The sequence below is a fragment of the Streptomyces yangpuensis genome, assembly GCF_001005295.1.
Lineage (GTDB): Bacteria > Actinomycetota > Actinomycetes > Streptomycetales > Streptomycetaceae > Streptomyces > Streptomyces yangpuensis.
Genome location: NZ_LBMK01000002.1, coordinates 1,305,298 through 1,328,523, shown reverse-complemented (window position 1 = coordinate 1,328,523; position 23,226 = coordinate 1,305,298). Strand labels below are relative to the sequence as shown.

Genomic DNA, 23,226 nt, shown 5'->3' with positions numbered 1-23,226 from the left:
GGTGACCCTATCCGACGCGTGAGACGCCGATCCACCAGGGTGGCCGCTGACAATGATCAGACCACGGCGAATTCGGCCAGAAAGGGATCAACCGACCAGCCACGAACCGACAGGCTTGATCTCCTTGTCGAGCTTGCCGCCCTTCAGCGCGAGAACCTGATCCGCAGTCAGCGGCTTGTCCCACACGAGTACGTGTCCGATGACGCCGGCCCAGGGCCCGCTCCAGATCCCGTGGTGGCGGGAGCGGCCCAGCTGCAGCGGCCCCTGGCCCGACCAGGCGGCCGCCACCGGGGCGCGGCCGGCCTCCTTGCCGTCGACGTACAGCGTCAGCGTCTTGCCCTGGGCGTCGTACACCCCGGTCAGCAGGGCCCAGGTGCGGACCGTGTTGAAACCGTCCGAGGTGGCGGCCACGGCGGTGGAGGCCGCGCCCTTCTCGTCGGTCTGCATCCGAAACACCCAGGACTTCTTGCCGTTGCTGTCCTCGCGGCCCAACTCGAACGAGAACGAGGTGCCGTCGCCCTGGCTGATGGCGAACCGCGAACCGCCGTCGGCCTCGTTGTAGACCCAGGCGGAGACGGTGAAGCTCTTGGACGCGTCGACGACCGGCTCGGCGGCCTGCGCGTACGAGTTGCCGTTGCTGCGCAGGCGCAGCACGTTGCCGTTGTCCACCTTGCCGAGAACCGCGTCGGGGCTGAGCGCGATGTTGACCTGGCCGGAGCGGTCGCGCAGCAGGTTCGGCTCGCCGGGGACGGTGGGCGCGTCGGGGTCCTGGCCGGGCGCGGCGGTCGCCGACTGCGAAGCGCCGCCGGGGCCCGGAGCCTTCCCCTTCGGGTCGCCCCTGTCCAGGATGAAGAGCCCGGCGCCGACGCCGAGGGTGCATGCCGCGACCGTGATACCGGCCATCCACATCCGCTTGCGTCTGCGCTGCTGCGACTCCGAACGGTCCGCCATCGCCTGCCAGTCGGGCTGGGGAGGGGGCGTGAACCCGGCCGACTGCGGCTCCGGCTGGAGCTCCAGGGGCGGCTGCTGCATGGGGTGCGCCTGGGGGTGGTGCGGCGGCTCTCCGGCAGGGCCCGGCTGGGACAGCGGCTGCTGGTACGGATTGGGCTGCCAGGTCTGCGGGAAACCGTAACCGCCGGGCGCCCCCTGGGGGTAGCCATAGCCCGCCTGCCCCCCAGCGGGGTCCTGCGGGGGTGTGCTCGGGCGATCCGTACCGTCAGTCATGGGACGGATCGTAAAACATGACAGGCGGACCGCCACCAGGTGGTACCGCACGAACTCCGACGGGCCACCTCGGGGGCCCCGGGCCTCCGACCACGTCGCAGGATCGCCGGACACGGCCTCCCGACCGCTCCCCGGTGCCGTCGGCAGCCGACACCATGACCCCTGAAACGAACAAAGGATCGCTTCATGGTTCTGAAGCGATCCTTTGATCTACGACTTCGAAAAGTCGGGACGACAGGATTTGAACCTGCGACCCCTTGACCCCCAGTCAAGTGCGCTACCAAGCTGCGCCACGTCCCGATGCACCTTCGACCTGCGGGTTTCCCCGTGCTCGGCGGCACATGCAGAACATTACCCCACGCCGAGGGGTGTGCATGCACGGGTGATCGGCGAGGGGGAGGATGGGGTGGTGAACACACGGGACCGGGACGGGGAAGGGCGGGCGAGGAACGCCCGGCCGAGGGATGGGCTGGGGCGGCCGCTGCCCTACGGTGCGCCCGGCGTGGAGCGGCAGCCCGAGGGGGTGGTGCGCTCGCCCGCCGAGACGCTGCGGGAGGCGCAGCGGCTGCTGGACGCGGGCATGCCCTTCCACGCGCACGAGGTGTTCGAGGACGCCTGGAAGTCGGGCCCCGAAGCCTCGGCCCCGTTGTGGCGGGGGCTGGCGCAGCTCGCCGTCGGGCTGACGCACGCCGCCCGCGGGAACGCGGTGGGCGGGGCGCGGCTGCTGCGGCGCGGGGCCGACGGGATCGAGGGGCTGGACGGAGCCGCGTACGGGATCGACGTGCCGGGCCTGGTCCGCTGGGCCGGGGAGCTGGCGTGCCGGGTGGAGGGGGCCGGCCCGGCCGTCGACGCCGCGCGGGAGGCGCCGCGGCTAGCCGGCGGGCTGGAGTAGGTCCCAGCGGTTGCCGTACAGGTCCTCGAAGACGGCGACGGATCCGTACGGTTCGTGGCGCGGGGCCTCCAGGAAGCGGACGCCCTCGGCGGTCATCCGGGCGTGGTCGCGGGCGAAGTCGTCGGTGTGGAGGAAGAAGCCGACGCGGCCGCCGGTCTGGTCGCCGACGCGGGAGCGCTGGGCGTCGTCCTTGGCGCGGGCGAGCAGGAGGGCGGATTCGGTGGCGCCGGGCGGGCGGACGACCACCCAGCGGGAGCCGTCCGGGCGGGGGGTGTCCTCGGCCAGGTCGAAGCCGAGGGCGCGGGTGTAGAAGTCGATGGCCTCGTCGTAGTCGTGGACCACGAGGGCGGTCAGGGCGATGTGGGATGACATGCCCTCATTGTGCTCCGGGGAGTACGACCTCCAGGGTGCGGGGCCCGTGCACGCCTTCCACCCGGTCCAGTTCGATGTCGCTGGTGGCGGAGGGGCCGGATCAGGGTGCGAGGGGGGTCGAGCCGCTCCGGAAGGCATACGACGGCGATGCCGGTCCGCGGGTACAACGCGTCGTTGACGCAGGTGGCGGACAGGGCGGCACGCATGGTGGGCACAATAGCCCGGTGAAGAAGTTCTCAGTGATCGGCATAGGCGCGGGCGACCCGGACCATCTGACCCTCCAGGCGGTCAGGGCGATCGGCGCGGCGGACGCATTCCTCATCCTGGAGAAGGGCGAGGAGAAGGCGGACCTGACCGGGCTGCGGCGCGCGATGCTCGACGCGCACGCCCGACCCGGCCACCGGCTGGTGGAGGGCCGCGACCCGGACCGGGACCGGACGCCCGCCGACTACACCCCGACGGTGGACGGCTGGCGCAGCGCGCGGGCCGAGCTCTTCGAGCGGTTCATCGCGGAGGACCTGGCGGACGGCGAGACCGGGGCGTTCCTGGTGTGGGGCGACCCGTCGCTCTACGACTCCACCCTCGCGATCCTCGACGAGGTGCTGGAGCACGGCCGGGTGGCCTTCGAGCACGAGGTCGTGCCCGGCATCAGCAGCATCTCCGCGCTGCTGGCACGGCACCGGACCACTCTGAACCGGGTCGGACGGCCGGTCCAGATCACCACCGGGCGGCGGCTGGCCGAGGGCTGGCCGGCCGACGTGGACGACGTGGTGGTGATGCTGGACGCGCGGCACGCCTTCACCGCACACCTGGACCAGGACCTGTACATCTACTGGGGGGCCTACGTGGGCACCCCGGACGAGATCCTGGTGCAGGGCAAGCTGGCGGAGGTCGCGGGCCGGATCGAGGAGCTGCGGACCGAGGCCCGCGCCCGCAAGGGCTGGATCATGGACACCTACCTGCTCCGGCGCCCGTAGCCCGTACGACGCAGTACGCCGTACGTGTCCGCGAGGTCCCGCGCGTCTCGCGGACGCGCCGCCCCCGGCTTCCGGCCGGGGGCGGCGGTGCCGTCAGGCCAGGTACGTCGGCAGGGCGGCCGCGAGGCGTGCGTACTCCTCGGGCCGGTTGTAGATCTGCCCGCAGATCCGGATGCCGCCGCCGCCCGGCCAGGGCCAGATCAGCACCCTGATGCGCAGCCGCGCCGCGATCTCCTCGCGCAGCTCGCGGGCCTCGTCCGGGGTCTCGGCGACGCCGGGCGGCAGGCGCAGGGAGCGCATGGCGAGGCCTTCGGTGTACGGGAGGGGTGTCAGCCCCGGGACCTCGGCGAGCAGGGCCGCGCCGTGGGCGGCGAGGGCGCTGTTGTGGGCCCGGACCTTGGCCGCGTCGAGGGCCTCGATCAGGTCGAGCCCTTCGGGGGCGGCGAGCCAGCCGGTGTAGTCCGCGGTGGCGCGGTTCTCGACGGAGCGCGGGAAGCCGTGGCCGTCCTCCCAGGACGGTACGAGGGCCCGGACGCGGTGGCGGTGCTGCGGGGCGACGGCGAGCAGGGCGGTGCCGGACGGGGCGTAGCCCCACTTGTGGAGGTTGCCGAACCAGAAGTCGGCGCCGCCGGCGAGCGGGTCGGCGAGCATGCCGGGGGCGTGGGCGCCGTCGACGACGGTGGTGACACCGCGCTCGCGCAGTGCGGCGAGGAGCGGGGGCGAGGCGATGAGCCGCGCGGTGGGCGAGCTGACGTGGTCGAGTACGGCGACCCGGGTACGGGGGGTGAGCGCGGCCAGGACGGTCTCGCGGACGGCGGCCTCGTCGGGCAGGCCGGGGTCCAGGGCGACGGTGGTGACCGGGGCCCGGCGGGCGGCGGCCGCGGTGACGGTGCCGTAGCCGTGGTCGGTCACGAGGATCTCGTCGCCGTCGGCGAACGGGACGGCGTCGAGGGCGAGGTTGGCGCCTTCGGTGGCGTTGGCGATGAAGGCGAGGCCGTCGGGGTCGGCGGCGAGGTGCGCGGCGATCCGGGTGCGGGCCTGTTCGAGGCGGTCCGGCAGGGCGATGAAGAAGGCGTCGGGGTCGGCGTGGGCCTCGGCCCGGAGCGCGGCCTGGGCCTCCTGGACGGGCACGGGGACCGCGCCGAAGGAGCCGTGGTTGAGGTGGGAGACGCGCGGGTCGAGGCGGAAGAGGGCGGGCCCGCCGGGGAATTCGCCGGGCCGTTCCCCTGCGGGGGGCTCGGCGGGGCGGTCGGCGGGGCGGGTCGTCTCGGTCACGGGACCTCCGGGGTGCGGCGCGGCTGTCGCCCGGATCATCCCCCGCCGCCCTCCGGGGCCGGAAGACCACCGGCTGCTGACGGGCCGGAACCGGACGGTCTGCGCCCGGGCGGCCGCCGTCTCGCCGCGGCGCGCGGGGCCTTCGCGCGCCGCGCCGTGCAGACCGCGGGCCGGCCCGGCGGTGACGGCACCCGGCCGGGCCGGACCGGCTTCGGCCGGGCCGCCCTGCCGGGCCGCCCGGCTGCGCCGGCAGCCGCGGAGGGCGGGGGCTACGGCTCCCGGCCGCTGGTGGCCGCGTAGTACTGGAGGTCCTGGACCTCCACCTTGTGGTCGACGCGGAACGGCAGATCGACCTTGGCCGATGCCTTCCCGTCCCGGACGACATGGGCCGCGCTGGTGCCCGCCTTCAGCGGCAGCAGCTTGGAATGGATCCCGGCCGGGGCGTCGTGGCCGCCCTGGGCCGTGCCGACGGTCGTGCGCACGGACGCGGCCTCCGTCAGGAAGCTGAGCACCTCCACCGTGTCACGTGCGGGAGCGCTCCCCCTGCGCAGCGACATCACCAGCGACTGGCCGCCCGTGGGGTCGGCGTCCGCGAACTGCGTGCGCGCCGAGAGGTACAGGGTGTCCCGGACGATCTCCGGCCAGCTACCGGTCTTGAACCGGGTCAGGTAGTACGAGGTCAGGTCGAGGTAGGCGTGGCCGTTGTGCAGCGACGGTGCGAACTGGCTGCCCTCGGAGTAGTCGTTCCAGGTGGTGAGCTGGACCCAGTCGGCGCCGTCCTCGATGGCGCGCGTCCATGTGGCGCGCAGGGTCGCGGTGTTGCCGGCCTCGTCGTAGATGCCCTGGTTGGGGCGTGCGTCCTGCACGGACACGGGCTGCATCCAGATCTTGCCCATGCCGTGGGCCCGCTGGACGTCGCGTGTGGAGCTCTCCTGGCCGACGTAGCTGCGGCTGCCCCATTCGGAGAACCCGTGGCTGATCGGGGCGAAGTCGCCGCTGTGGGCGCCGAAGTCGAGGAAGAGCGGGACGAAGGCGGTGCGGATGCCGTGGTCGGTCTTGAGGACGTCGATGACCTCCGTCCACCAGGCCACGTTCTTCGCCTCCGCCTTGAAGGGGGAGACGACGAGCCGGCCGTCGGGGAGCCGGTGCGCGGCGGAGGCCTCGGCGAGCGTGGCGATGGCCCCGGCGAGCACGCGCGGGTCGTCGGTCTTCAGCGAGGTCATGTCCGGCATCAGCATGATCTTGAAAGAGGGGTCCACGGAACGGGCCGCCGCCATCAGGAGGTTGGAGCGGTCCCAGTTCTTACCGGAGAGGGAGAGCAGGTCGAGGGTGAAGCCGTCGATGCCGGCGGCCCGTGCCGTGCGCACCTCCTGCTGGAGGTTGGCGTACTCCCAGTCGCCGCTCTTGGGCGTCACCGGCAGCGGGCGGTCGCGCAGCAGGCCGCCGTACCTGCCGTGTTTGCCGCTCTCGCCGTCGGGGTTGAGGTAGTTGCGCGTGTAGTAGTCGTTGTCCGCGCCCGCGTTGTCGAGCGAGAGCGGGTACGGGGTGAAGTAGTGGGCGAACACCAGTTTCCTGCCCGCTTCGCCGGAGCGCAGGGCAGCCGGCTGGGGCATGTCGAAGGGCAGGGCGCCGGCCGGGCGCCCGGCACCGGAGTCCAGCGCTCCCTCGGGATTGCCCTTGGCCGCCGCGCCCTTGGTGGGCGCCGGGCTCTGCTCCGGCTGCGGCGCGGCCGTGCCGGTGTCCGGGGCGGGGCCGGGCCCGGCCGCCTGCGGGGCGGCGGCGCCGTGTGCCGTGGCGTTCCGCTCGGGGGCCCCGCTGAGCGGGTCCCAGGCGATGCCGGTGGCCGCGCAGACGCCGACGAGGAGGAACGCGGAGAGCGCCATGGCCAGGAGTGGCCGGGCTCCCCGCACGGCGGGCCGGCGCCGGTGCGACACGGGCCGGGCCGCCCGGTCCCCGCCGCGCGTTCTTCGTCGTGCTCGCCGGTCCGTATGCCGGTCCGCTGTCATGCTGGCCCCTCCCGCGATGGCGCCCCGGTGGGGCTGGACAGCAGTAGAGCCCATTACCGGCTCCCGGACAACCGTTCCCGGGGGCGGGGCGCCGGCACGTACGTCACACGCACGACGGGAACTACGCAGAGCGCGCGGTCAGCCGGAGCCGGGCCCCGGGGGCCACCGCCGCCACCGTCCCGGACGACGCCCTCGGCCTCCAGCCACCTTCGGGCGCGCTCGCCCAGCGCTGCCGCCTTCGTACGGTGGGCCGGCCCTGCCGCCGCGTGTCGCGTGGAACGGCCCTGACCTGGGCGGGAGCGGACCCCCCGATCGGAATGCGACATTCCCCTAGCGATACGGCACAAGTGGCGCATAATCGACGTCACACGGCCGAAAGATCCCTGCGGGCGCGGCCGTACGGGGTCACGCATGCGATGGGGGGCATCGTGCCGATGGGGGAATCAGGGTCGACCGGAAGGCTCCCGGCGACGTCCGCCGAGATGTCCCGGCTGCTCACCGCCGTCCGCCGGGGGCGGGTGCTCACCGTCGCGGGCGGGTTCCGCGAGCCGCGGAGCCTGCTGGTGCGGGAGATCGCGCGGCGGCTCGCGTCCAATTTCTACGACGGGGTGGCCGTCGTGGACCTCGATCCGCTCGAGGGCGGCTACGGCGTCCGCGAACTGACCGCCGAGCTGGGCTCCGTACCCGGCGTGTCCGCCCCGCCCTGCGGGACGACGACGTATGCCGCGTCGTGGCTGGCCGAGCGGGACATGCTGCTCGTCCTGGACGGCACCGAGCAGCTCGGCCAGGACGCCCTGGCCTGGCTGCGCAGACTGCTGGCCGTGGCCCCGGGGCTGCGGATCCTGGCCGCCGGACGGTCCCCGCTCGCTTTCGAGCAGGAGCGCATCCACCGCCTCTGACCTCCCCGGGCCGGCCCCGGAGACGGGTCCGCCCCGGCCGGGCACGGGGCCGGCCGGGGCGGAACGCGTCGAGGGGTGTCAGCCGAGCAGGCCGAGCGCCTCGTTCAGGGTCGCGGACGGGCGCATGATCGCCGCGGCCTTGGCCGGGTCGGGCTGGTAGTAGCCGCCGATGTCGGCCGGGGAGCCCTGCACCGCGATGAGCTCGGCGACGATGGCCTCCTCGCGCTCGGCGAGGGTCTTGGCGAGCGGCTCGAAGGCCGCGGCCAGCTTCGGGTCGTCGATCTGGCGCGACAGCTCCTGCGCCCAGTACAGGGCGAGGTAGAAGTGGCTGCCGCGGTTGTCGATGCCGCCCAGCTTGCGGCTCGGCGACTTGTCCTCGCCCAGGAAGGTGCCGGTCGCGCGGTCCAGGGTGTCGGCCAGCACCTGGGCGCGGGCGTTGCCGGTGGTGGTCGCGAGGTGCTCGAAGCTGGCGGCCAGCGCGAAGAACTCGCCCAGGCTGTCCCAGCGCAGGTAGTTCTCCTTGACCAGCTGCTGCACGTGCTTCGGGGCGGAGCCGCCGGCGCCCGTCTCGAAGAGACCGCCGCCGTTCATCAGCGGGACGACCGACAGCATCTTGGCGCTGGTGCCCAGCTCCAGGATCGGGAAGAGGTCGGTCAGGTAGTCACGCAGGACGTTGCCGGTCACCGAGATGGTGTCCTCGCCACGGCGGATGCGCTCCAGGGAGTACTTGGTGGCCTCGACGGGGGAGAGGATCTCGATGGTGAGGCCCTCGGTGTCGTGGTCGGCCAGGTACGTCTTGACCTTGGCGATCAGCTGCGCGTCGTGGGCGCGGGTCTCGTCCAGCCAGAAGACGGCCGGGGCGCCGGTGGCGCGGGCGCGGGTGACGGCGAGCTTGACCCAGTCCTGGATGGGCAGGTCCTTGGTCTGGCAGGCGCGGAAGATGTCGCCGGCGGCGACCTCCTGCTCCAGGACCGTGTTGCCCGCGGCGTCGACGACGCGGACGGTGCCCGCGGCGGCGATCTCGAAGGTCTTGTCGTGGCTGCCGTACTCCTCGGCCTTCTGCGCCATGAGGCCGACGTTCGGCACGGAGCCCATGGTGGCGGGGTCGAAGGCGCCGTGGGCGCGGCAGTCGTCGACGACGGCCTGGTAGACACCGGCGTAGCTGCTGTCCGGGAGGACGGCGAGGGTGTCGGCCTCGTTGCCGTCGGGGCCCCACATGTGACCCGAGGTGCGGATCATGGCCGGCATGGAGGCGTCGACGATCACGTCGGACGGCACGTGCAGGTTGGTGATGCCCTTGTCGGAGTCGACCATGGCGAGGGCCGGGCCCTCGGCGATCTCGGCGTCGATGGAGGCCTTGATCGCGTCGCCGTCGGGCAGGGAGCCCAGGCCGTTCAGGATCGCGCCGAGGCCGTCGTTGGGCGACAGGCCGGCGGCAGCGAGGGTCTCGCCGTAGCGGGCGAAGGTCTTCGGCAGGAAGGCGCGGACCACGTGGCCGAAGACGATCGGGTCGGAGACCTTCATCATCGTGGCCTTGAGGTGCACGGAGAACAGGACGTCCTCGGCCTTGGCACGCTCGATCTGGTCGTTGAGGAAGGTGCGCAGCGCGTCGACGTGCATGACGGACGCGTCGACGACCTCGCCGGCGAGGACCGGTACGGACTCGCGCAGCACGGTGACGGCGCCGTCGGCGGCGACGTGCTCGATGCGCAGGGTGCCGGCCTCGGCCATGACGGCGGACTTCTCGGTGGAGCGGAAGTCGTTCTCGCCCATGGTGGCGACGTTCGTCTTCGACTCGGAGGTCCAGGCGCCCATGCGGTGCGGGTGGGTCTTGGCGTAGTTCTTGACCGAGCCGGGGGCGCGGCGGTCGGAGTTGCCCTCGCGCAGGACCGGGTTGACGGCGCTGCCCTTGACCTTGTCGTAGCGGGCGCGGATGTCGCGCTCCTCGTCGGTCTTCGGGTCGTCCGGGTAGTCCGGGAGGGCGTAGCCCTGGGCCTGGAGCTCGGCGACCGCGGCCTTCAGCTGCGGGATCGAGGCCGAGATGTTCGGAAGCTTGATGATGTTGGCTTCCGGGGTCTTCGCCAGCTCGCCGAGCTCGGCGAGGGCGTCGGCGATCCGCTGGCTCTCCTCGAGGTACTCGGGGAACACGGCGATGATCCGACCGGCCAGGGAGATGTCACGGGTCTCGACATTCACACCGGCCGTCGACGCGTACGCCTGGATCACAGGCAGGAAGGAATACGTCGCGAGGGCCGGGGCCTCGTCAGTGTGCGTGTAGATGATGGTCGAGTCAGTCACCGGATGCTCCGCTCCACAGTCTGCGTCTCTCGTCTGCAACATTGCTCGACATCAAGATATCTCGTGATCGGGCCGGTCAGCACAGCCCCCGGCCGCCAGTCCGCGAGACGCATGTCACGCGGGCCCCGGCGGACCCCGGAAAAGGCGAGAGCGCCGCCCCGGCCGTTTCCGGTCGGGGGCGGCGCTCAGGTGTACGGGCCGGTCAGGCCCGTACGTCGGATCAGGCGGCGAGGACCTTCGGGTTCGAGCCGTACTTGTTCGGCTGCGCGTTGCCCGGGAGGGCCCAGATGACGATCAGGGCGATCCAGCCGAGGAACGGGATGAGGTAGAGCAGCAGCCACCAGGCGGACTTGTCCGTGTCGTGCAGACGACGGACCGCGAGGCCGAGGAACGGCAGCAGGACCGCCAGGCTGTACAGGCCGGAGAGGATGCTGTTCGCACCGATGACGGTGTCGATGATCCCGACGACGATCGAGACGCCCAGGTTGAGCAGGAAGAACATCCAGAATTCCTGGCGACGGGCACGGCCCGAGAAGACGGCGTACTTCTTCAGAACGTCTACGTAGTAGTTCATGGGTCCCCCCAGAGGACGGTTGGTTCGGCCCGTCCTGCTGGAGCAAGCCGGGGCAGAACTTATGCCCCCCTTACGTCGCGGTCAAGCCAGTTGTCGTGACGGCAAATCGGCCAGACCGCAGGATTTCCGGCGTCGAGCATGCGACTGCCGGGCACTGGAGTGGTGCCGTGTCCGGGGAAGTCCGAAACGTCCCCGCCGGGGGCCTACTTGACACCCCGATAGCCACCCCGATCGTTACCCACATCGTTACCGCTCTGCGACACCGCGGCCCGGGCCGCGGGGAGGAGGGCTCCGGCAGCCGCCGGACCCGGGCCGCGGCGGGCGTCAGCCGATGCGGAAAGAGTCTCCGTAGACCTTCCAGTCGAGCGGCGTGTTCAGGTTCAGGTTGCCCTTCCCGAGGAAGACGCGCTGGGCGGTGTCGACCCGGCTGGTGTCGCTGTGGGCCTCAGGCCGTCGTGGTGCCGGTGCGCGAGCGGCTCCAGCCGGACACGCTCTCCGACGAGCGCGTCCCGCGGCCCGCCGGCCGACCGGTCCCCGCGGTCCCCCGTTGTCGATCCCATGTCCGCCCCGTTCTGCGTCTGTTGATCGTTCGTCACGGGCGGACCCTGTCCAGTGCCGATCCGCTCCTCGATCAGCCTGCGTGCCGCGGGATCGCCGACGATGATCCTCGAGGTCGCCGGACCGCCGCCGGTCCGCGTGACGGCGACGGAGCCCCGGACCTGCTGCGGGACGTCCTCCCCACCGGAGGCGTACTCGATCACCATGGCGTTCTCGCCGCAGAGGAGGGACGCCCACGTCCGCGGACCTCCGGCGACGGAGGCGCTGTTGTAGGGGCCAGCCGGAAGGCGGCTGCTCCCCTCTCCCCCGCGGGGCTGCTTCGCCACCAGCCGGACCGGAACCGCCCCCGCGCCGCCATCCCCTTCAGGGGTGGCGACGATTGCGCAGCAGTCGCCCTGAACGTAGGCGATCAGGCGACCGTGCCCGTAACGGAGTTCGGCCAGGACGGACGACGGGCCCTCGACGTCGGCCGGGAGGCCGCCGTCGACGTGGATCCCTTCCAGCCGGGCCAGCGGGATCAGACCCGCCCCGCCGGAAACGGGCTCCCCCGCCGGGACGGAGCCGCCGCTCTCGCATCCCACGCATCCCACGAGGGACAGGGCGATGACGGCGGCCACGCGGGCCGTGGCCCGTAAGCCGTGGGCCATGTCAGAGCCAGCCGTTGCGGCGGAAGCCGCGGTGGATGACGAAGCAGGCGAGCGCCATGACGCCGAGGACCAGCGGGTAGCCGTACGTCCAGTGCAGTTCCGGCATGTGGTCGAAGTTCATGCCGTAGACGCCGCAGACCATGGTGGGGACGGCCACGATCGCCGCCCAGGCCGTGATCTTGCGCATGTCCTCGTTCTGGGCGACCGTCACCTGTGCGAGGTGGGCCTGGAGGATGGAGTCCAGGAGGTTGTCGTAGGCGCCGATCTGGTCGGTGGCCCGGGTCACGTGGTCGGCCACGTCCCGGAAGTACGCGCGGATCTCCGGCGGGATGGCCGGTATCGGCTGCGTAGCCAGCTGCTCGAGCGGGCGGCCCAGCGGTGCCACCGCCCTGCGCAGTTCCAGGAGTTCGCGCTTGAGCTGGTAGATCCGGCCGGCGTCGCCGCGCCCGCCGTCCTCGCTGAACACCGCGGTCTCGACCGCGTCGATGTCGTTCTGCACGGCGTCCGTGACGGCCATGTAGTCGTCGACCACATGGTCGGCGATGGCGTGCAGGACCGCCGCCGGCCCCTTGAGCAGCTGCTCCGGGGCGCTCTCCAGCTCCTCGCGCACCGGGCCGAGGGTGCCGCGGCCGCCGTGCCGGATGGTGATGACGAAGTCCTGGCCGGTGAAGGCCATCAGTTCGCCGGTCTCCACGACGCTGGTCGCGGTCAGCTCCTCGTGCTCCACGTAGCGCACGGTCTTGAAGACGGAGAACAGCGTGTCGCCGTAGCGTTCCACCTTGGGCCGCTGGTGCGCGTGCACGGCGTCCTCGACGGCGAGGGGGTGCAGGCCGAACAGCTCCGCGAGCCCGGCGAGTTCCGACTGCTCGGGCTCGTGCAGGCCGATCCAGACGAAGCCGTCGCCCGTCTTGCGGACCCGGTGCAGCGCCTCCTCGACCTCCGAGCAGTCCTCCTGCCGTACCCCGTCCCGGTAGACGAGGCAGTTGACCACCGCGCTGCCGAGCGGGGAGCGTGCGGGGTGGCTGAGGTCGACGGCCCGCCGGTAGCCGCGGCGCACGGCCCGGCGCAGGTTGCTGAGCATGGACAACGGCGTACTCCCCTTCGGCGGATCAGCGGCCAGTCTGCCATCGTCTCCGGACGGCCTCCGGCCGGGCTCACCCCCGGGCGGAGAGTCCGGGCTGCTCCCGCCGTCCCCGCGGGCGGGCTCAGAGCCGGTCGATGAACACGCTGGTCGACTTCACCCGGGCCGTGGCCCGCGCGCCCACCTCCAGGCCGAGTTCCTCGACCGCCTCCCGCGTCAGCAGCGACACGATGCGGTGCGGACCGGCCTGGATCTCCACCTGCGCGTCGACCGTGCCGAGCTTCACCCCGGTGACGATGCCCGGGAAGGCGTTGCGCGCCGAGGTGTACGCGGGCTCCTCGCCCTCGGCGCCCTCCTGTGCGGCCTCGACACAGAACGCGGCCAGGTCCGGCCCGTCCACCATCCTGCGCGTGCCCTCGCGGCGGGTGGGGAAACGTTCGGCGTCCGCCCAGCGCCGGGCCGTGTCGACGCTCACGCCGAGCAGCCGGGCCGCCTGGCCGATCGTGTAGGACTCCATGGCCGGCAAGCCTATGCCCATGCCGCGGCCCGGCGATCACGCCGCAGGGCTGCGCAGCGCCTCCGCGGCGGCCGCCGCGACCACGTCCGCCACCGTCGAGAGGGCGGGCGAGTCCAGCTTCCACTGCTGCCAGTACAGCGGTACGTCCAGCGGCCGCCGGGGCACCAGCAGTACCAGCTCGCCGGTGCGCACGAGCGGACCCGCCTGCTGCTCGGGCACCAGCCCCCACCCCAGACCGGCGACGACCGCGTCGCGGAAGCCCTCCGATGTCGGCACGTGGTGGCGCACCCGGCCCGCACCGGCCGACGCGTCCCCGGTCAGCGAGCGGACGAAGGCGTCCTGGAGGTCGTCCTTGCGGTCGAAGACGATCGTCGGCGCCTCCTGCAGGTCCCGCTCCGGCGTACCCGTCAGGTACCGGGCGGCGAAGGCGGGGCTGGCCGTCGGCAGGTACCGCGCCAGTCCCAGCATCCGTACGCTGCACCCGGCGACCGGGTCCGGGGAGGAGGTCACCGCGGCCATCACCTGGCCCTCGCGCAGCAGGGCCGTCGTGTGCGACTCGTCCTCGCGGTGGAGCTCGATGCAGACCGGCGGATCCTGCGGAAGCCTCGTCAGGGCCGGCAGGAACCAGGTCGCGAGGGAGTCCGCGTTGACCGCGATCGGCAGCCGTACCGGGCCGCTGTCGTCGGCCATGCCGAGCTCGGCGCGCGCGTCCCGCTCCAGCCGGGCCAGCTGCCGGGCGAAGCGGACCACGACCTCCCCGGATTCCGTGGCGCGCACCGGTTTCGTCCGCATCAGCAGGACCCGTCCGGTGCGCTGTTCGAGGGCCTTGACCCGCTGGCTGACCGCGGAGGGCGTCACGTGCAGGGCGGCGGCCGCCGCGTCGAAGGTGCCCTCGTCCACCACGGCGAGCAGCGTACGCACCTGGTCCAGGGGAAGCTCGTCCATCACGAGCGCTAATGGTACGTAAAAATCTTTAGCTGTACTGAAAGCTGCAGGCTGCCTACGGTCGGAGCCATGACACACGGCATCATCACCGCGGCCCTGGCGGGCTTCGGCACCGGACTCTCCCTCATCGTCGCCATCGGCGCGCAGAACGCCTTCGTCCTCCGTCAGGGCGTGCGCCGGCACGCGGTCCTCGCCGTGGTCGCCATCTGCGCCGTCTCCGACGCGCTCCTCATCGCCCTCGGCGTCGCCGGGGTCGGTGCCTTCGTGACGGCCTGGCCCGCCGCGCTGACCGTCGTGGGCCTGGCCGGGGGCGCGTTCCTCGTCTGCTACGGGATCCTGGCCGCGCGCCGGGTGCTGCGGCCCACTCCCGGCGCCGCCCTCACCACGGAGGGGGCGGCCTCGGGGTCCGCCCGCCGGGCCGTGCTGACCTGCCTGGCCATGACCTGGCTGAACCCGCACGTCTACCTGGACACGGTGCTGCTCGTGGGCTCCCTCGCCGCCGACCGCGGCGACCTGCGCTGGGCCTTCGGCATCGGGGCGTGCCTCGCCAGCCTGACCTGGTTCACGAGCCTGGGCTACGGGGCCCGGCTGCTGAGCGGCCTCCTCGCCCGGCCCTCGGCCTGGCGCGTCATGGACGGCCTCGTCGCGGCGACGATGGTCACGATGGGCGGCCTCCTCCTGGCCCGCGCGTAGCGGGTATCCGGCGGCTCAGGACCGGAAGGCCGGGGCCGCAAGGGCGTCCGGCATGACGGGGGAAGCGCATGTCGGCGGTGGGGACCGGCCGGCGAAAGGGGCATAGTGCTTGGCGACGACCCGAGTCCCAGGAGCCCGCCGTGCCCGACCACCCCTCCCCCGACCGGCCGGCGCCGCTCGTGGCCGCCACCGGAATCGTCCTCGACACCCGCGGGCAGGTCCTCGTACTGACCGGCGCGGACGGGGCGGACCCGCAGCTGCCGGGCGGCGCGGTCGAGGAGACCGAGACCCCGGAGCAGGCGCTGGCGCGCGAGCTGCGGGGGGAACTGGCGCTGGGCGCGCCGGTCGGCCGGCTGCTGGCGGTGGACTCGCGGCCGCCCGGACCGCTCGGCCGGTCCCTGATCGTGCACGTCCACCTCGTCGGGCCGCTCCCGCCGCAGGAGGCCGCCGCGGTCTCCGGCACCGGCGGCGCGGCCGCCGCGGCGCACTGGCTGGGGGCCGAGGAGGCCTGCGCGGTCCTGCCCGGCCGGGTCGCTCCCCGGCTGCGGGCCGCCCTGGCGGCGCTGCACACCGGCTCCTTCGCCCACCTGGCCGACGGTGTGCCCCAGCCGGGCTCGCCGGCCGGTCTGGATCCGGCCAGGCGGGCGGCGCTGGAACACGCGGGCGGCCTCGACGCCGCCAGCCACCGGGCCAGCCGGCCGAAGGCCCTGACCGCGGCGAGCGTGCTGTTCACCGCCGCCGACGGCCGGATCCTGCTGGTGCAGCCCGCGTACGGCCGCACCGACCGCTGGAACCTGCCGGGCGGCGGCATCGACAGCGACCTCGGCGAGATCCCGCGCGCCGCCGCCCGGCGGGAGGTCCGTGAGGAGCTCGGCCTCGACCTGGCCCCGGGCCGTCTGCTCGCCGTGAACTGGTCGCACAAGCCGGGCCGTCCGGCCCGGATCCGCTTCCTCTACGACGGCGGCGTCCTCGACGGGCCCGCACTGGCCCGCATCCGGCTGAACCCGACCGAGCTCCTGCAGTGGCGTACCGTCCCGCGCGAGGAGCTCCGCACCCTGGTCAAGGGTGCCCTGCGCCGCCAGATCACCGCCTGCCTCGCGGCCCGGGCCCGGGGCACCGGCCCGCTGGAGCTCCACGACGGCCGCCCCTGACCCGCCCTGCGGAGCCCCGGAGCCCGGGTTACCGTCGGCGGCATGGACGGTGATCGCCGCCGCGGGTGGCGCCAGTGCTTGCTCGCCGGGGCGGTGTTCGCCGTGTGCATGGCCGGCACCACCCTGCCGACCCCGCTCTACCCCCTGTACCAGGAGAAGTTCGGGTTCTCCGAGCTCGTGGTGACCGTCGTGTACGCCGTGTACGCCTTCGGGGTCATCGGCGTGCTCCTGCTGGCGGGCAACGCCTCGGACGCCGTCGGCCGGCGGCCGGTGCTGATGGCGGGCCTGGGATTCTCCGCGGCCAGCGCCGTCTGCTTCCTGGGAGCCACCGCGCTGGGCTGGCTCTACGCGGGACGGCTGCTGTCGGGGCTGTCCGCCGGGCTGTTCACCGGGGCGGCGACGGTCTACGTGATGGAGCTGGCGCCGGCCGGCGGGGCCTCGCGGGCCACGTTCGTGGCGACGGCCGCCAACATGGGCGGGCTGGGCTGCGGCCCGCTGCTCGCCGGTGTGCTCGCGCAGTACGCCCCCTGGCCGCTGTACCTGCCGTTCGCCGTTCACCTGTTCCTGGTGGCCGTGTCGGCCGCCGTCCTGCTGGGGCTGGACGAGACGGTGCGCGAGCGGCAACCGCTGGGCACGGTGCGGCCGCAGCGGCCGGGCGTACCCCCGCAGGTGCGGTCGGTGTTCGGGCCCGCGGCGATCGCCGCGTTCGTCGGCTTCGCGCTGTTCGGGGTGTTCACCTCGGTCAGCCCGGCCTTCCTCGCGGAGTCCCTCGGTGTGCACAACCACGCCGTCAGCGGGCTGGTCGTCGCGCTGGCGTTCTTCGCCTCGACCGCCGGGCAGCTGGCGGTCGGGCGGGTGGGGGTGCGGCGGTCGCTGCCGCTGGGCTGCGCGGGGCTGCTCGCCGGGCTGGCGCTGCTCGCGGGCGCCCTGGTGTGGGACCTGCTGGCGCTGGTGGTGGCGAGCGCTCTGGTCGGCGGGGTCGGGCAGGGGCTGGCGTTCCGCGGGGCCCTGTCGGCGGTGGCCGCGGCCTCGCCGCCGGACCGGCGCGCGGCCGTGATCTCGACGCTGTTCGTCGTGGCCTACGCGGGCATCTCCGTACCGGTGATCGGCGTGGGACTGCTCGTGGACCCGATCGGCCTGGAGGGCGCAGGGCTGGCGTTCATCGCGTGCATGGCCGCCCTGGTCGGTGCCGCCGCCGTGTACCTGCTGCGGCGGCCGGTGCCCGCCGACGCGTGACCGCGCGGACGGGCGGTGGGCCGGGCCGGGCGGGCGCGGAAGCCGGGGCGGGCGCGGGAACACCGCCGCCCCGCGGCGCGGAGCGGCGGGGCGGCGGCGTCGGCAGGGGTCCGGGCGGGATCAGACCGCCGGAGCCGGGTAGGTCGGGTACTCCACGCCGGAGACGTGCTGGACCACGCGGATGACCTGGCACGAGTAGCCGAACTCGTTGTCGTACCAGAGGTAGAGGATCGCGTTGTCGCCGTCGACCTTGGTCGCGCCGGCGTCGACGATGGACGCGTGGCGCGAGCCGACGAAGTCCATGGAGACGGCGTCGGGCGCGGTGGTGAAGTCGATCTGGCGCTTCAGCGGCGAGTTCAGCGAGACGTCACGCAGGTGGTCGAGGACCTCCTCGCGGGTGGTCTCGCGGCCCAGGCGCAGGCTGAGGATGGCGATCGAGACGTCCGGGACGGGGACGCGGATCGAGCTGCCGGTGATGGGCGCCTTGAGGTCGGGCAGCGCCTTGGCGACGGCGGAGGCGGCGCCGGTCTCGGTGATGACCATGTTCAGCGGCGCGGAGCGGCCGCGGCGGTCGGCCTTGTGGTAGTTGTCCAGCAGGTTCTGGTCGTTCGTGAACGAGTGGACGGTCTCGACGTGGCCGCGCAGCACACCGTACTCGTCGTCCATGGCCTTCAGCGGCGGGACGATCGCGTTGGTGGTGCAGGACGCGCAGGACAGGATGCGCTCGTCCGGCTTGACGGTGTCGTGGTTGACGCCGTGGACGATGTTCGGGACGTCGCCCTTGCCCGGGGCGGTCAGGACGACCTTGTCGATGCCGGGGCGCAGGTGCTTGGACAGGCCCTCGCGGTCGCGCCACTTGCCCGTGTTGTCGATGAGGATGGCGTCCTTGATGCCGTACGCCGTGTAGTCGACCTCGGAGGGGTCGTTGGCGTAGATCACCTTGATCGCGTTGCCGTTGGCGACGATGGTGCTGTTGGCCTCGTCCACGGTGATCGTGCCCTGGAACTGGCCGTGGATCGAGTCGCGGCGCAGCAGGGAGGCGCGCTTGACCAGATCCTGGTCGCCGCCGCCGCGGACGACGATGGCCCGCAGGCGCAGGCCCTTGCCGGAACCGGCCTTCTCGATGAGCAGGCGGGCGACCAGGCGGCCGATGCGGCCGAAGCCGTACAGGACGACGTCGCGGCCCTCGCTGCGCTCCAGCTTGTTCTCGCCCGTGGCGCCGGAGACGGCCTGGGCGGTGAACTCGTCCACCGACAGGCCGCGGTCGTCGGCCTTGTAGGTGGCGGCGAGCATGCCGAGGTCGATCTGCGAGGGACCGAGGTCCAGCGCGGTGAGCGCCTGCAGGAACGGCATGGTCTCGGTGACCGACAGCTCCTCGCCGTCGATCTGCCGGGCGAAGCGGTGGGTCTTGAGGATGCTGACCACCGATTTGTTCACCAGGGAGCGGCTGTGGAGCAGGATGTTGACGTCCCGCTCCCGGTGCAGCTTCCCGATGATCGGGATCATCGCCTCCGCGATCTCCTCGCGGTGGTTCCAGTTGGTGAACGAGTCCTCGTTGACAGTCACAGGCTTTATCTTTCGAGCTAGGCGGCGCTCATATGCTAACCCCACGACTCATTGGCCGCTTAAGGGGTACCCGTCACACCGCGCGCCGCCCGGGTTTGCCCCGGTCAGCGCCGGTACGTGGCTCCGTTCAGAACCTCCTGCGCAACCTCAGCCCCATCGGGCGGCCGTCGGGGTCGACCAGGACGCGGTGCAGCAGCCGGGCCGGCAGCCGCTGCCCGGTGGGCAGGTCCGGGGGGAGGTAGCGGCGCAGCCGGCCGGGCGGGCGGGGGCCGCGGCGACCGCCCTCGTACCAGGCGTCGAGCGCCGCGGCGGCCTCCTCGAAGGCCTCGAAGGCCGCCGCTGGGTCGCACAGCGCGGCCGCCCGCGCGGACCGCGAGCCGTCGCCGGTGTCCGGGGCAGCGTCCGGGTCCGGGTCGGCGCCGGCACCGGCGAGGTCGAGGTCGAGGTGTTCGCGCATGAGCTCCAGGCGCAGGTCCCGTGCGAACACCCGGGCGCCGTCCCCCAGGCCGCCCGGGTCGAGCGGGTCCCGCGGGTCCGCGCTCTCGTCGTGGACGGCGCAGCCGAGTTCGGAGTCGTGGGTCCACGAGCGGAGGTTGATGTTGTCGGAGCCGACGGAGGCCCACACATCGTCGATCACGCACACCTTGGCGTGGACGTAGACGGGGGTTCCGGCATGGTTCTCCAGCCCGTACACCGTGACCCGGTCCCCGCCGGCGCGGCGCAGTTCGGCCAGCGCGTTGATCCGCCCGATCAGGTTCATCGGCAGGGTGAGCCCGCCGTCCTGGTCCGGGAAGGTGGGGACGACGCCGATCATCCGCAGCCCCGGCTGCCGGCGCAGCGCCTCGGCGAAGCCGGCCACCACCCGGGGCGACCACAGGTACTGGTCCTCCAGGTAGATCAGCGCCCGGGCCCTCCGCAGCGCCTTGAGGTAACCGCGGGCGATGCTGCGCTCGCCGTCCGGGGCGAAGGGGTAGCCGAGCAGCAGCCGGTTCGGGTAGGTGCGCAGCAGCTGGACGGTGTGGGTGCCGCAGGGCTCCGGGTCGGGGGTCTGCGGCGGCAGCGGGTCCGCGCTGATGTCCTCCCGGTGCAGGTGCTCCCGCAGCCGCGTGAGGGGGCTGCGGCTGAGCGGCGCCGGGTCCTCCCAGCGTTCGCGGAAGACGGCCTCGACGTCGCCTACCACCGGTCCGCGCAGGGCGAGCTGGACGTCGTGCCACGGCGGGTGCGGCCCGTAGGCGGCGGCCATGGGCAGCGACTGGCGGTCGCCGCGGTGCCGGGCGTCGTCGTTGCGGCTGTGGCAGAGGTCGATGCCGCCGACGTACGCGACGTCCCGCTCGGGGCGGCCCGGGTGGCGCAGCACCACCAGCTTCTGGTGGTGGGAGCCGCCGGGCCGGACCCGCATGTCGAGCAGGCACTCGCCGCCGGCCTCGGCGATCTCCTTGCCGAAGCGGAGGTTCTCCTCCTGGCTGAAGTGGATGCCGTCCAGGTGGGAGCGCCACAGCAGGCCCTTGACCATGACGCCGCGTCCGGCCGCCCGGCACAGGACCGAGCCGATCTCGGTGCCGGGCCCGTCGAGCCGCTCGTCGGGGTCGCCGCGCCAGTCGGTGAACAGGAGCAGGTCTCCCTCGCGCATCGCCTCGACGCCCGCGAGGAGCTCGGCGAAGTACGAGGCGCCGTGGACCAGCGGCCGTGCCTCGTTGCCCCAGGACCAGGCGGCGCCGTCCGGGCGCCGGTCGTCCAGGCGGGTCGCCGGGTTGCCGCGTTCGCCGCGCACCAGGAGCCATCGCACGCGGGTCATCGGGCCGGCCCTCCCGCGTCGCCGAGCCGTTCGACGAGGATCATCGCCACGTCGTCCGCCAGCCGGTCCTCGGTGTGGCGTACCAGGGCCCGGCGCAGCCGGTCGAGGAACTCCCGGGGCCCGCGGTCCGGGACCGTCGCCGCCGCCGCTTCCACGGCGCGCTTGGCCTCCATGTCCTCCATGTCCTCCATGGCCTCCGGCAGGTCGAAGAAGGTGTTGCCGCGGTCGCGGGCCTCGTTGACGCCGTCGGTGTGCAGCAGCAGGCGGTCACCCGGCAGGAAGGGGTAGCGCTCGCACGTGCCGGGCGGGCCCGCGATGAACTCGCCGAGTCCGAGCGGCGGCAGCGGGGAGCCGGGCATCAGGGCCTGGACCTTCCCGTCGCGCAGCAGCAGCGGCGGCGGGTGGCCGCGGTTGACCACCTCGACCACGTGCCCGTCCGGCACCTGGGCCACCACCGCGGTGACGAAGCCCTCCACGAGCGCCTCCTCGTCGACCGCGCCGGGCACCGCGGCGTCCCGGCGCATGGCCGCCTCGCAGTGCCGGACGACGTCCACCAGGTCGTCCTCGTAGTACACGGCCTCCCGGAAGGCCCCCAGCACCGCCGCGGCCGTGCGTACGGCGGGCAGTCCCTTGCCACGGACGTCCCCCACGATCATCCGGATCCCGTACCGGGTCTCCATGGCCTCGTAGAGGTCCCCGCCGATCTGGGCGCCCTTCTCGGCCGCCAGGTACAGGCTGGCCGCGCGGAGCGGGCCCAGCCGCTCGGGCACGGGCCGCAGCAGGACCTTCTGCGCCGCCGAGGCGATCCGGCGGACCTGGTTCAGCTCGCTCGCGCTGCGCGCACGGGCCATGCGGCTGGTCGTCACGCTGGCCACCGACACCAGGAAGAGGGCGAGGAAGTTGCTGTAGACCTGCTGGTTGCCCCACGCCTGGTTGTACGTGGCGGTGGCCACGCTCACCGCCACGGCCAGGCCCGCCGCCGCGATGGTGCCCTTGGGGCCCATGGTCACCGCGGCCAGTGCCGGCGTGGCCACCAGGAAGGGCCCGGTGTACAGGACGTGTGCGGGCGTGAACTCGATGGCCAGCACCAGGAGCGCGATCGCGAAGGGCACACACTCCGCGAGGACGAAAAGGACCTGGTGGTGGCCGCCGCCTCCCGGTCGGGAAGAGGGGTGGCTGGGCGCCCGCATGCTTACAGCCTGCGCCGTCAGGACTCGTCACCGCCACTCGCCGCCCTTCGGGGCCCCTCGGCGGCCGGTCGCGCCTCCGTACGGCCGACCTTGCGGCCTACCCGGCGTAGGGCCGCGGGGCCGCGGGCATGTGCTTGCGTGCGCACACCGGGCCCGGGTCCCGGGCCGGGGAGCGCCGTAGCCGTACGAGCCGTGGAGGAGTGACAGGTGAGCAGCAGGTGAGCGGCGGCCCCGCGGACGAGGCGGCCGCCTGGCCCGTCCCCGGCACCACGGCGGATACGGATACGGGGACGGGGACGGCCGGGAGCGGGCCCGCGGTGTCGCGTGCCGAGTTCGACTCCGTCTTCGCCGCGGTCAGCACGTGGGGGCATTGGTCCCCGGCCGACCGCGGCGCCTGGAACCGGGTCACCGCGGACCAGGTGCGGCGGGCCGCCGCCCTGGTGCGGTCCGGCAGAACGGTCCAGCTCGGCCTGCCGTGGAACACCCGTGCCGGTCCGGACAACAGCAGACCGGCCCTGCACCACATGACCGACCTCGGTGACGTGGAGGCGCCCGAGCCCGCCACGCACAAGGACTTCATCGCCGCCGACTACCACGGCAAGGCCGTGAGCCACCTCGACGCGCTGTCCCACGTGGCCTACCGGGGCCGGCTCTACGACGGCCGCCCGGCCCGGGAGTACGTCGGCGCCGGGGGTGCCCGCTTCGGTTCGGTGGAGGCCCTCGGCCCCCTGGTCACCAAGGGCGTGCTCCTCGACCTGCCGGCCGTCCTCGGGACCGACTGGCTGGAGCCCGGCCACGCGGTCCGCGCAACTGACGTCGCCGCCGCGGAACGGGCCCTCGGGGTGACGATCGACGAGGGCTGCGCGGTGCTGCTGCGCTCCGGCCGTTTCCGGCGGCGGCGGGAGCTCGGGCCCTGGGACGCCGACGCGGCCGGGGCCGGCCTCCATGTGGACGCCGTCCCGCTGCTCGCCGAGCGCGCGATCGCCCTGCTCGGCGGGGACGGGGACAGCGACGTACGCCCCTCGCCGGTCGAGGGCGTGCACTCCCCCGTCCACGCGCTGGCCGTCGCCGCCATGGGGGTGCCGCTGCTGGACAACCTGGACCTGGAGGCGCTGTCCGCCGCCTGCGCCGGGGCGCGGCGGTACGAGTTCATGCTCGTCGTATCGCCGCTCAGGGTGCCCGGCGGGACCGGCTCGCCGGTCAATCCGGTCGCGGTCCTGTGATACGCGGGCAACACTGCAAGAACGACCCCTTTCGGTCATATTGATTTAAAAGCGGAGGAATATACTCGGAAGGTGCTCGCAGGCAGCACGGCAAGGGGAAGTGGTGC

General features: G+C 73.2%; 19 protein-coding genes, 1 tRNA gene and 2 pseudogenes. 7 read left to right on the top strand and 15 right to left on the bottom strand.

Annotated elements, in window-relative coordinates; all coding sequences use genetic code 11:
- Positions 1-87: 87 nt before the first annotated feature.
- Entirely contained in the window at positions 88-1,224 is a 1,137-nt protein-coding gene (locus AAT21_RS11325) for a LamG-like jellyroll fold domain-containing protein (protein ID WP_079025561.1), read from the bottom strand.
- A 226-nt stretch (positions 1,225-1,450) separates the two neighbouring features.
- Positions 1,451-1,524: transfer RNA gene (locus AAT21_RS11320), tRNA-Pro, on the bottom strand.
- A gap of 202 nt (positions 1,525-1,726) precedes the next feature.
- Here AAT21_RS11320 and AAT21_RS11315 point away from each other — a divergent pair.
- Positions 1,727-2,116: a DUF309 domain-containing protein gene (locus AAT21_RS11315; protein WP_157879663.1), complete on the top strand. Its 390-nt coding sequence runs from the start codon at positions 1,727-1,729 to the stop codon at positions 2,114-2,116.
- Here the strand turns inward: AAT21_RS11315 and AAT21_RS11310 are convergent.
- Together AAT21_RS11310 and AAT21_RS38805 are read right to left on the bottom strand one after the other, a co-directional pair.
- Positions 2,096-2,488, bottom strand: coding sequence for a VOC family protein (locus AAT21_RS11310; protein ID WP_046776511.1), 393 nt, complete (start codon positions 2,486-2,488; stop codon positions 2,096-2,098). The genes AAT21_RS11315 and AAT21_RS11310 overlap by 21 nt on opposite strands.
- 4 nt (positions 2,489-2,492) lie before the next feature.
- Positions 2,493-2,588 (bottom strand): annotated as a pseudogene (locus AAT21_RS38805) (lactate utilization protein C); the annotation flags it as partial.
- Positions 2,589-2,712: 124 nt separating this feature from the next.
- Here AAT21_RS38805 and cobF point away from each other — a divergent pair.
- Positions 2,713-3,465 carry a precorrin-6A synthase (deacetylating) gene (gene cobF, locus AAT21_RS11305; protein ID WP_046776510.1) on the top strand — a complete coding sequence of 251 codons (753 nt, stop codon included), beginning with the start codon at positions 2,713-2,715 and terminating at the stop codon, positions 3,463-3,465.
- A gap of 93 nt (positions 3,466-3,558) precedes the next feature.
- Here the strand turns inward: cobF and AAT21_RS11300 are convergent, their stop codons facing one another.
- Both AAT21_RS11300 and AAT21_RS11295 read right to left on the bottom strand, forming a co-directional pair.
- Positions 3,559-4,740: an aminotransferase class V-fold PLP-dependent enzyme gene (locus AAT21_RS11300; protein ID WP_046776509.1), complete on the bottom strand. Its 1,182-nt coding sequence runs from the start codon at positions 4,738-4,740 to the stop codon at positions 3,559-3,561.
- Positions 4,741-5,009: 269 nt separating this feature from the next.
- Positions 5,010-6,623: a glycoside hydrolase family 71 protein gene (locus AAT21_RS11295; RefSeq protein ID WP_046776508.1), complete on the bottom strand. Its 1,614-nt coding sequence runs from the start codon at positions 6,621-6,623 to the stop codon at positions 5,010-5,012.
- Between the two features lie 557 nt (positions 6,624-7,180).
- Here AAT21_RS11295 and AAT21_RS11290 point away from each other — a divergent pair.
- Complete coding sequence (locus AAT21_RS11290; RefSeq protein WP_157879662.1) at positions 7,181-7,645, top strand: hypothetical protein; 465 nt, start codon at positions 7,181-7,183, stop codon at positions 7,643-7,645.
- 78 nt (positions 7,646-7,723) lie between these two features.
- Here AAT21_RS11290 and AAT21_RS11285 read toward each other — a convergent pair whose 3' ends face one another.
- The 6 genes and pseudogenes from AAT21_RS11285 to AAT21_RS11260 all read right to left on the bottom strand — a co-directional run bounded on the left by AAT21_RS11285 (position 7,724) and on the right by AAT21_RS11260 (position 14,265).
- Positions 7,724-9,943 carry an NADP-dependent isocitrate dehydrogenase gene (locus AAT21_RS11285; RefSeq protein ID WP_046776506.1) on the bottom strand — a complete coding sequence of 740 codons (2,220 nt, stop codon included), beginning with the start codon at positions 9,941-9,943 and terminating at the stop codon, positions 7,724-7,726.
- Positions 9,944-10,163: 220 nt separating this feature from the next.
- Positions 10,164-10,517: a DUF805 domain-containing protein gene (locus AAT21_RS11280; protein ID WP_046776505.1), complete on the bottom strand. Its 354-nt coding sequence runs from the start codon at positions 10,515-10,517 to the stop codon at positions 10,164-10,166.
- Positions 10,518-10,841: 324 nt separating this feature from the next.
- Positions 10,842-10,970, bottom strand: a pseudogene (locus AAT21_RS35335) (chitosanase); the annotation flags it as partial.
- A 753-nt stretch (positions 10,971-11,723) separates the two neighbouring features.
- Positions 11,724-12,803: a magnesium/cobalt transporter CorA gene (gene corA, locus AAT21_RS11270; RefSeq protein WP_046776503.1), complete on the bottom strand. Its 1,080-nt coding sequence runs from the start codon at positions 12,801-12,803 to the stop codon at positions 11,724-11,726.
- A gap of 124 nt (positions 12,804-12,927) precedes the next feature.
- Positions 12,928-13,320 (bottom strand): TOBE domain-containing protein, encoded by a 393-nt coding sequence (locus tag AAT21_RS11265; RefSeq protein ID WP_046777250.1) that lies wholly within the window; start codon positions 13,318-13,320, stop codon positions 12,928-12,930.
- Between the two features lie 36 nt (positions 13,321-13,356).
- The gene (locus AAT21_RS11260) at positions 13,357-14,265 is read right to left on the bottom strand and encodes a LysR family transcriptional regulator ArgP (protein ID WP_046776502.1); all 909 of its coding nucleotides are present in this window, start codon (positions 14,263-14,265) and stop codon (positions 13,357-13,359) included.
- Between the two features lie 69 nt (positions 14,266-14,334).
- Here AAT21_RS11260 and AAT21_RS11255 point away from each other — a divergent pair, with 69 nt between their 5' ends.
- The 3 genes from AAT21_RS11255 to AAT21_RS11245 all read left to right on the top strand — a co-directional run bounded on the left by AAT21_RS11255 (position 14,335) and on the right by AAT21_RS11245 (position 17,345).
- Positions 14,335-14,958 (top strand): LysE/ArgO family amino acid transporter, encoded by a 624-nt coding sequence (locus AAT21_RS11255; protein WP_046776501.1) that lies wholly within the window; start codon positions 14,335-14,337, stop codon positions 14,956-14,958.
- 140 nt (positions 14,959-15,098) lie between these two features.
- A complete protein-coding gene (locus AAT21_RS39825) occupies positions 15,099-16,109 on the top strand; it encodes an NUDIX hydrolase (RefSeq protein ID WP_167350570.1) in 1,011 nt (336 codons plus the stop codon).
- Positions 16,110-16,151: 42 nt separating this feature from the next.
- Positions 16,152-17,345: an MFS transporter gene (locus AAT21_RS11245; protein WP_046776500.1), complete on the top strand. Its 1,194-nt coding sequence runs from the start codon at positions 16,152-16,154 to the stop codon at positions 17,343-17,345.
- A gap of 120 nt (positions 17,346-17,465) precedes the next feature.
- Here the strand turns inward: AAT21_RS11245 and AAT21_RS11240 are convergent, their stop codons facing one another.
- The 3 genes from AAT21_RS11240 to AAT21_RS11230 form a co-directional block, all read right to left on the bottom strand.
- Positions 17,466-18,911, bottom strand: coding sequence for a glyceraldehyde-3-phosphate dehydrogenase (locus AAT21_RS11240; RefSeq protein WP_046776499.1), 1,446 nt, complete (start codon positions 18,909-18,911; stop codon positions 17,466-17,468).
- A gap of 127 nt (positions 18,912-19,038) precedes the next feature.
- A complete protein-coding gene (locus AAT21_RS11235) occupies positions 19,039-20,706 on the bottom strand; it encodes a phospholipase D family protein (protein ID WP_046776498.1) in 1,668 nt (555 codons plus the stop codon).
- On the bottom strand, positions 20,703-21,896 hold the full coding sequence (locus AAT21_RS11230; RefSeq protein ID WP_046776497.1) for a PP2C family protein-serine/threonine phosphatase: 1,194 nt from the start codon (positions 21,894-21,896) through the stop codon (positions 20,703-20,705). Before AAT21_RS11230 ends, AAT21_RS11235 begins: the two co-directional genes overlap by 4 nt.
- 317 nt (positions 21,897-22,213) lie before the next feature.
- Between AAT21_RS11230 and AAT21_RS11225 the strand changes: the two genes are divergently transcribed.
- The gene (locus AAT21_RS11225; RefSeq protein ID WP_046777248.1) at positions 22,214-23,119 is read left to right on the top strand and encodes a cyclase family protein; all 906 of its coding nucleotides are present in this window, start codon (positions 22,214-22,216) and stop codon (positions 23,117-23,119) included.
- Positions 23,120-23,226 lie beyond the last annotated feature (107 nt).

Excerpts from the sequence above, each read along its gene's own strand:
- AAT21_RS11265 (WP_046777250.1), bottom strand. The coding sequence starts at position 13,320 with ATGGAGTCCTACACGATCGGCCAGGCGGCCCGGCTGCTCGGCGTGAGC.
- AAT21_RS11230 (WP_046776497.1), bottom strand. The coding sequence starts at position 21,896 with ATGCGGGCGCCCAGCCACCCCTCTTCCCGACCGGGAGGCGGCGGCCAC.
- AAT21_RS11310 (WP_046776511.1), bottom strand. The coding sequence starts at position 2,488 with ATGTCATCCCACATCGCCCTGACCGCCCTCGTGGTCCACGACTACGAC.
- corA (WP_046776503.1), bottom strand. The coding sequence starts at position 12,803 with ATGCTCAGCAACCTGCGCCGGGCCGTGCGCCGCGGCTACCGGCGGGCC.
- AAT21_RS11235 (WP_046776498.1), bottom strand. The coding sequence starts at position 20,706 with ATGACCCGCGTGCGATGGCTCCTGGTGCGCGGCGAACGCGGCAACCCG.
- AAT21_RS11290 (WP_157879662.1), top strand. The coding sequence starts at position 7,181 with ATGGGGGAATCAGGGTCGACCGGAAGGCTCCCGGCGACGTCCGCCGAG.
- AAT21_RS11325 (WP_079025561.1), bottom strand. The coding sequence starts at position 1,224 with ATGACTGACGGTACGGATCGCCCGAGCACACCCCCGCAGGACCCCGCT.
- AAT21_RS11245 (WP_046776500.1), top strand. The coding sequence starts at position 16,152 with ATGGACGGTGATCGCCGCCGCGGGTGGCGCCAGTGCTTGCTCGCCGGG.
- AAT21_RS11255 (WP_046776501.1), top strand. The coding sequence starts at position 14,335 with ATGACACACGGCATCATCACCGCGGCCCTGGCGGGCTTCGGCACCGGA.
- AAT21_RS11280 (WP_046776505.1), bottom strand. The coding sequence starts at position 10,517 with ATGAACTACTACGTAGACGTTCTGAAGAAGTACGCCGTCTTCTCGGGC.
- AAT21_RS11295 (WP_046776508.1), bottom strand. The coding sequence starts at position 6,623 with ATGGCGCTCTCCGCGTTCCTCCTCGTCGGCGTCTGCGCGGCCACCGGC.
- AAT21_RS11260 (WP_046776502.1), bottom strand. The coding sequence starts at position 14,265 with ATGGACGAGCTTCCCCTGGACCAGGTGCGTACGCTGCTCGCCGTGGTG.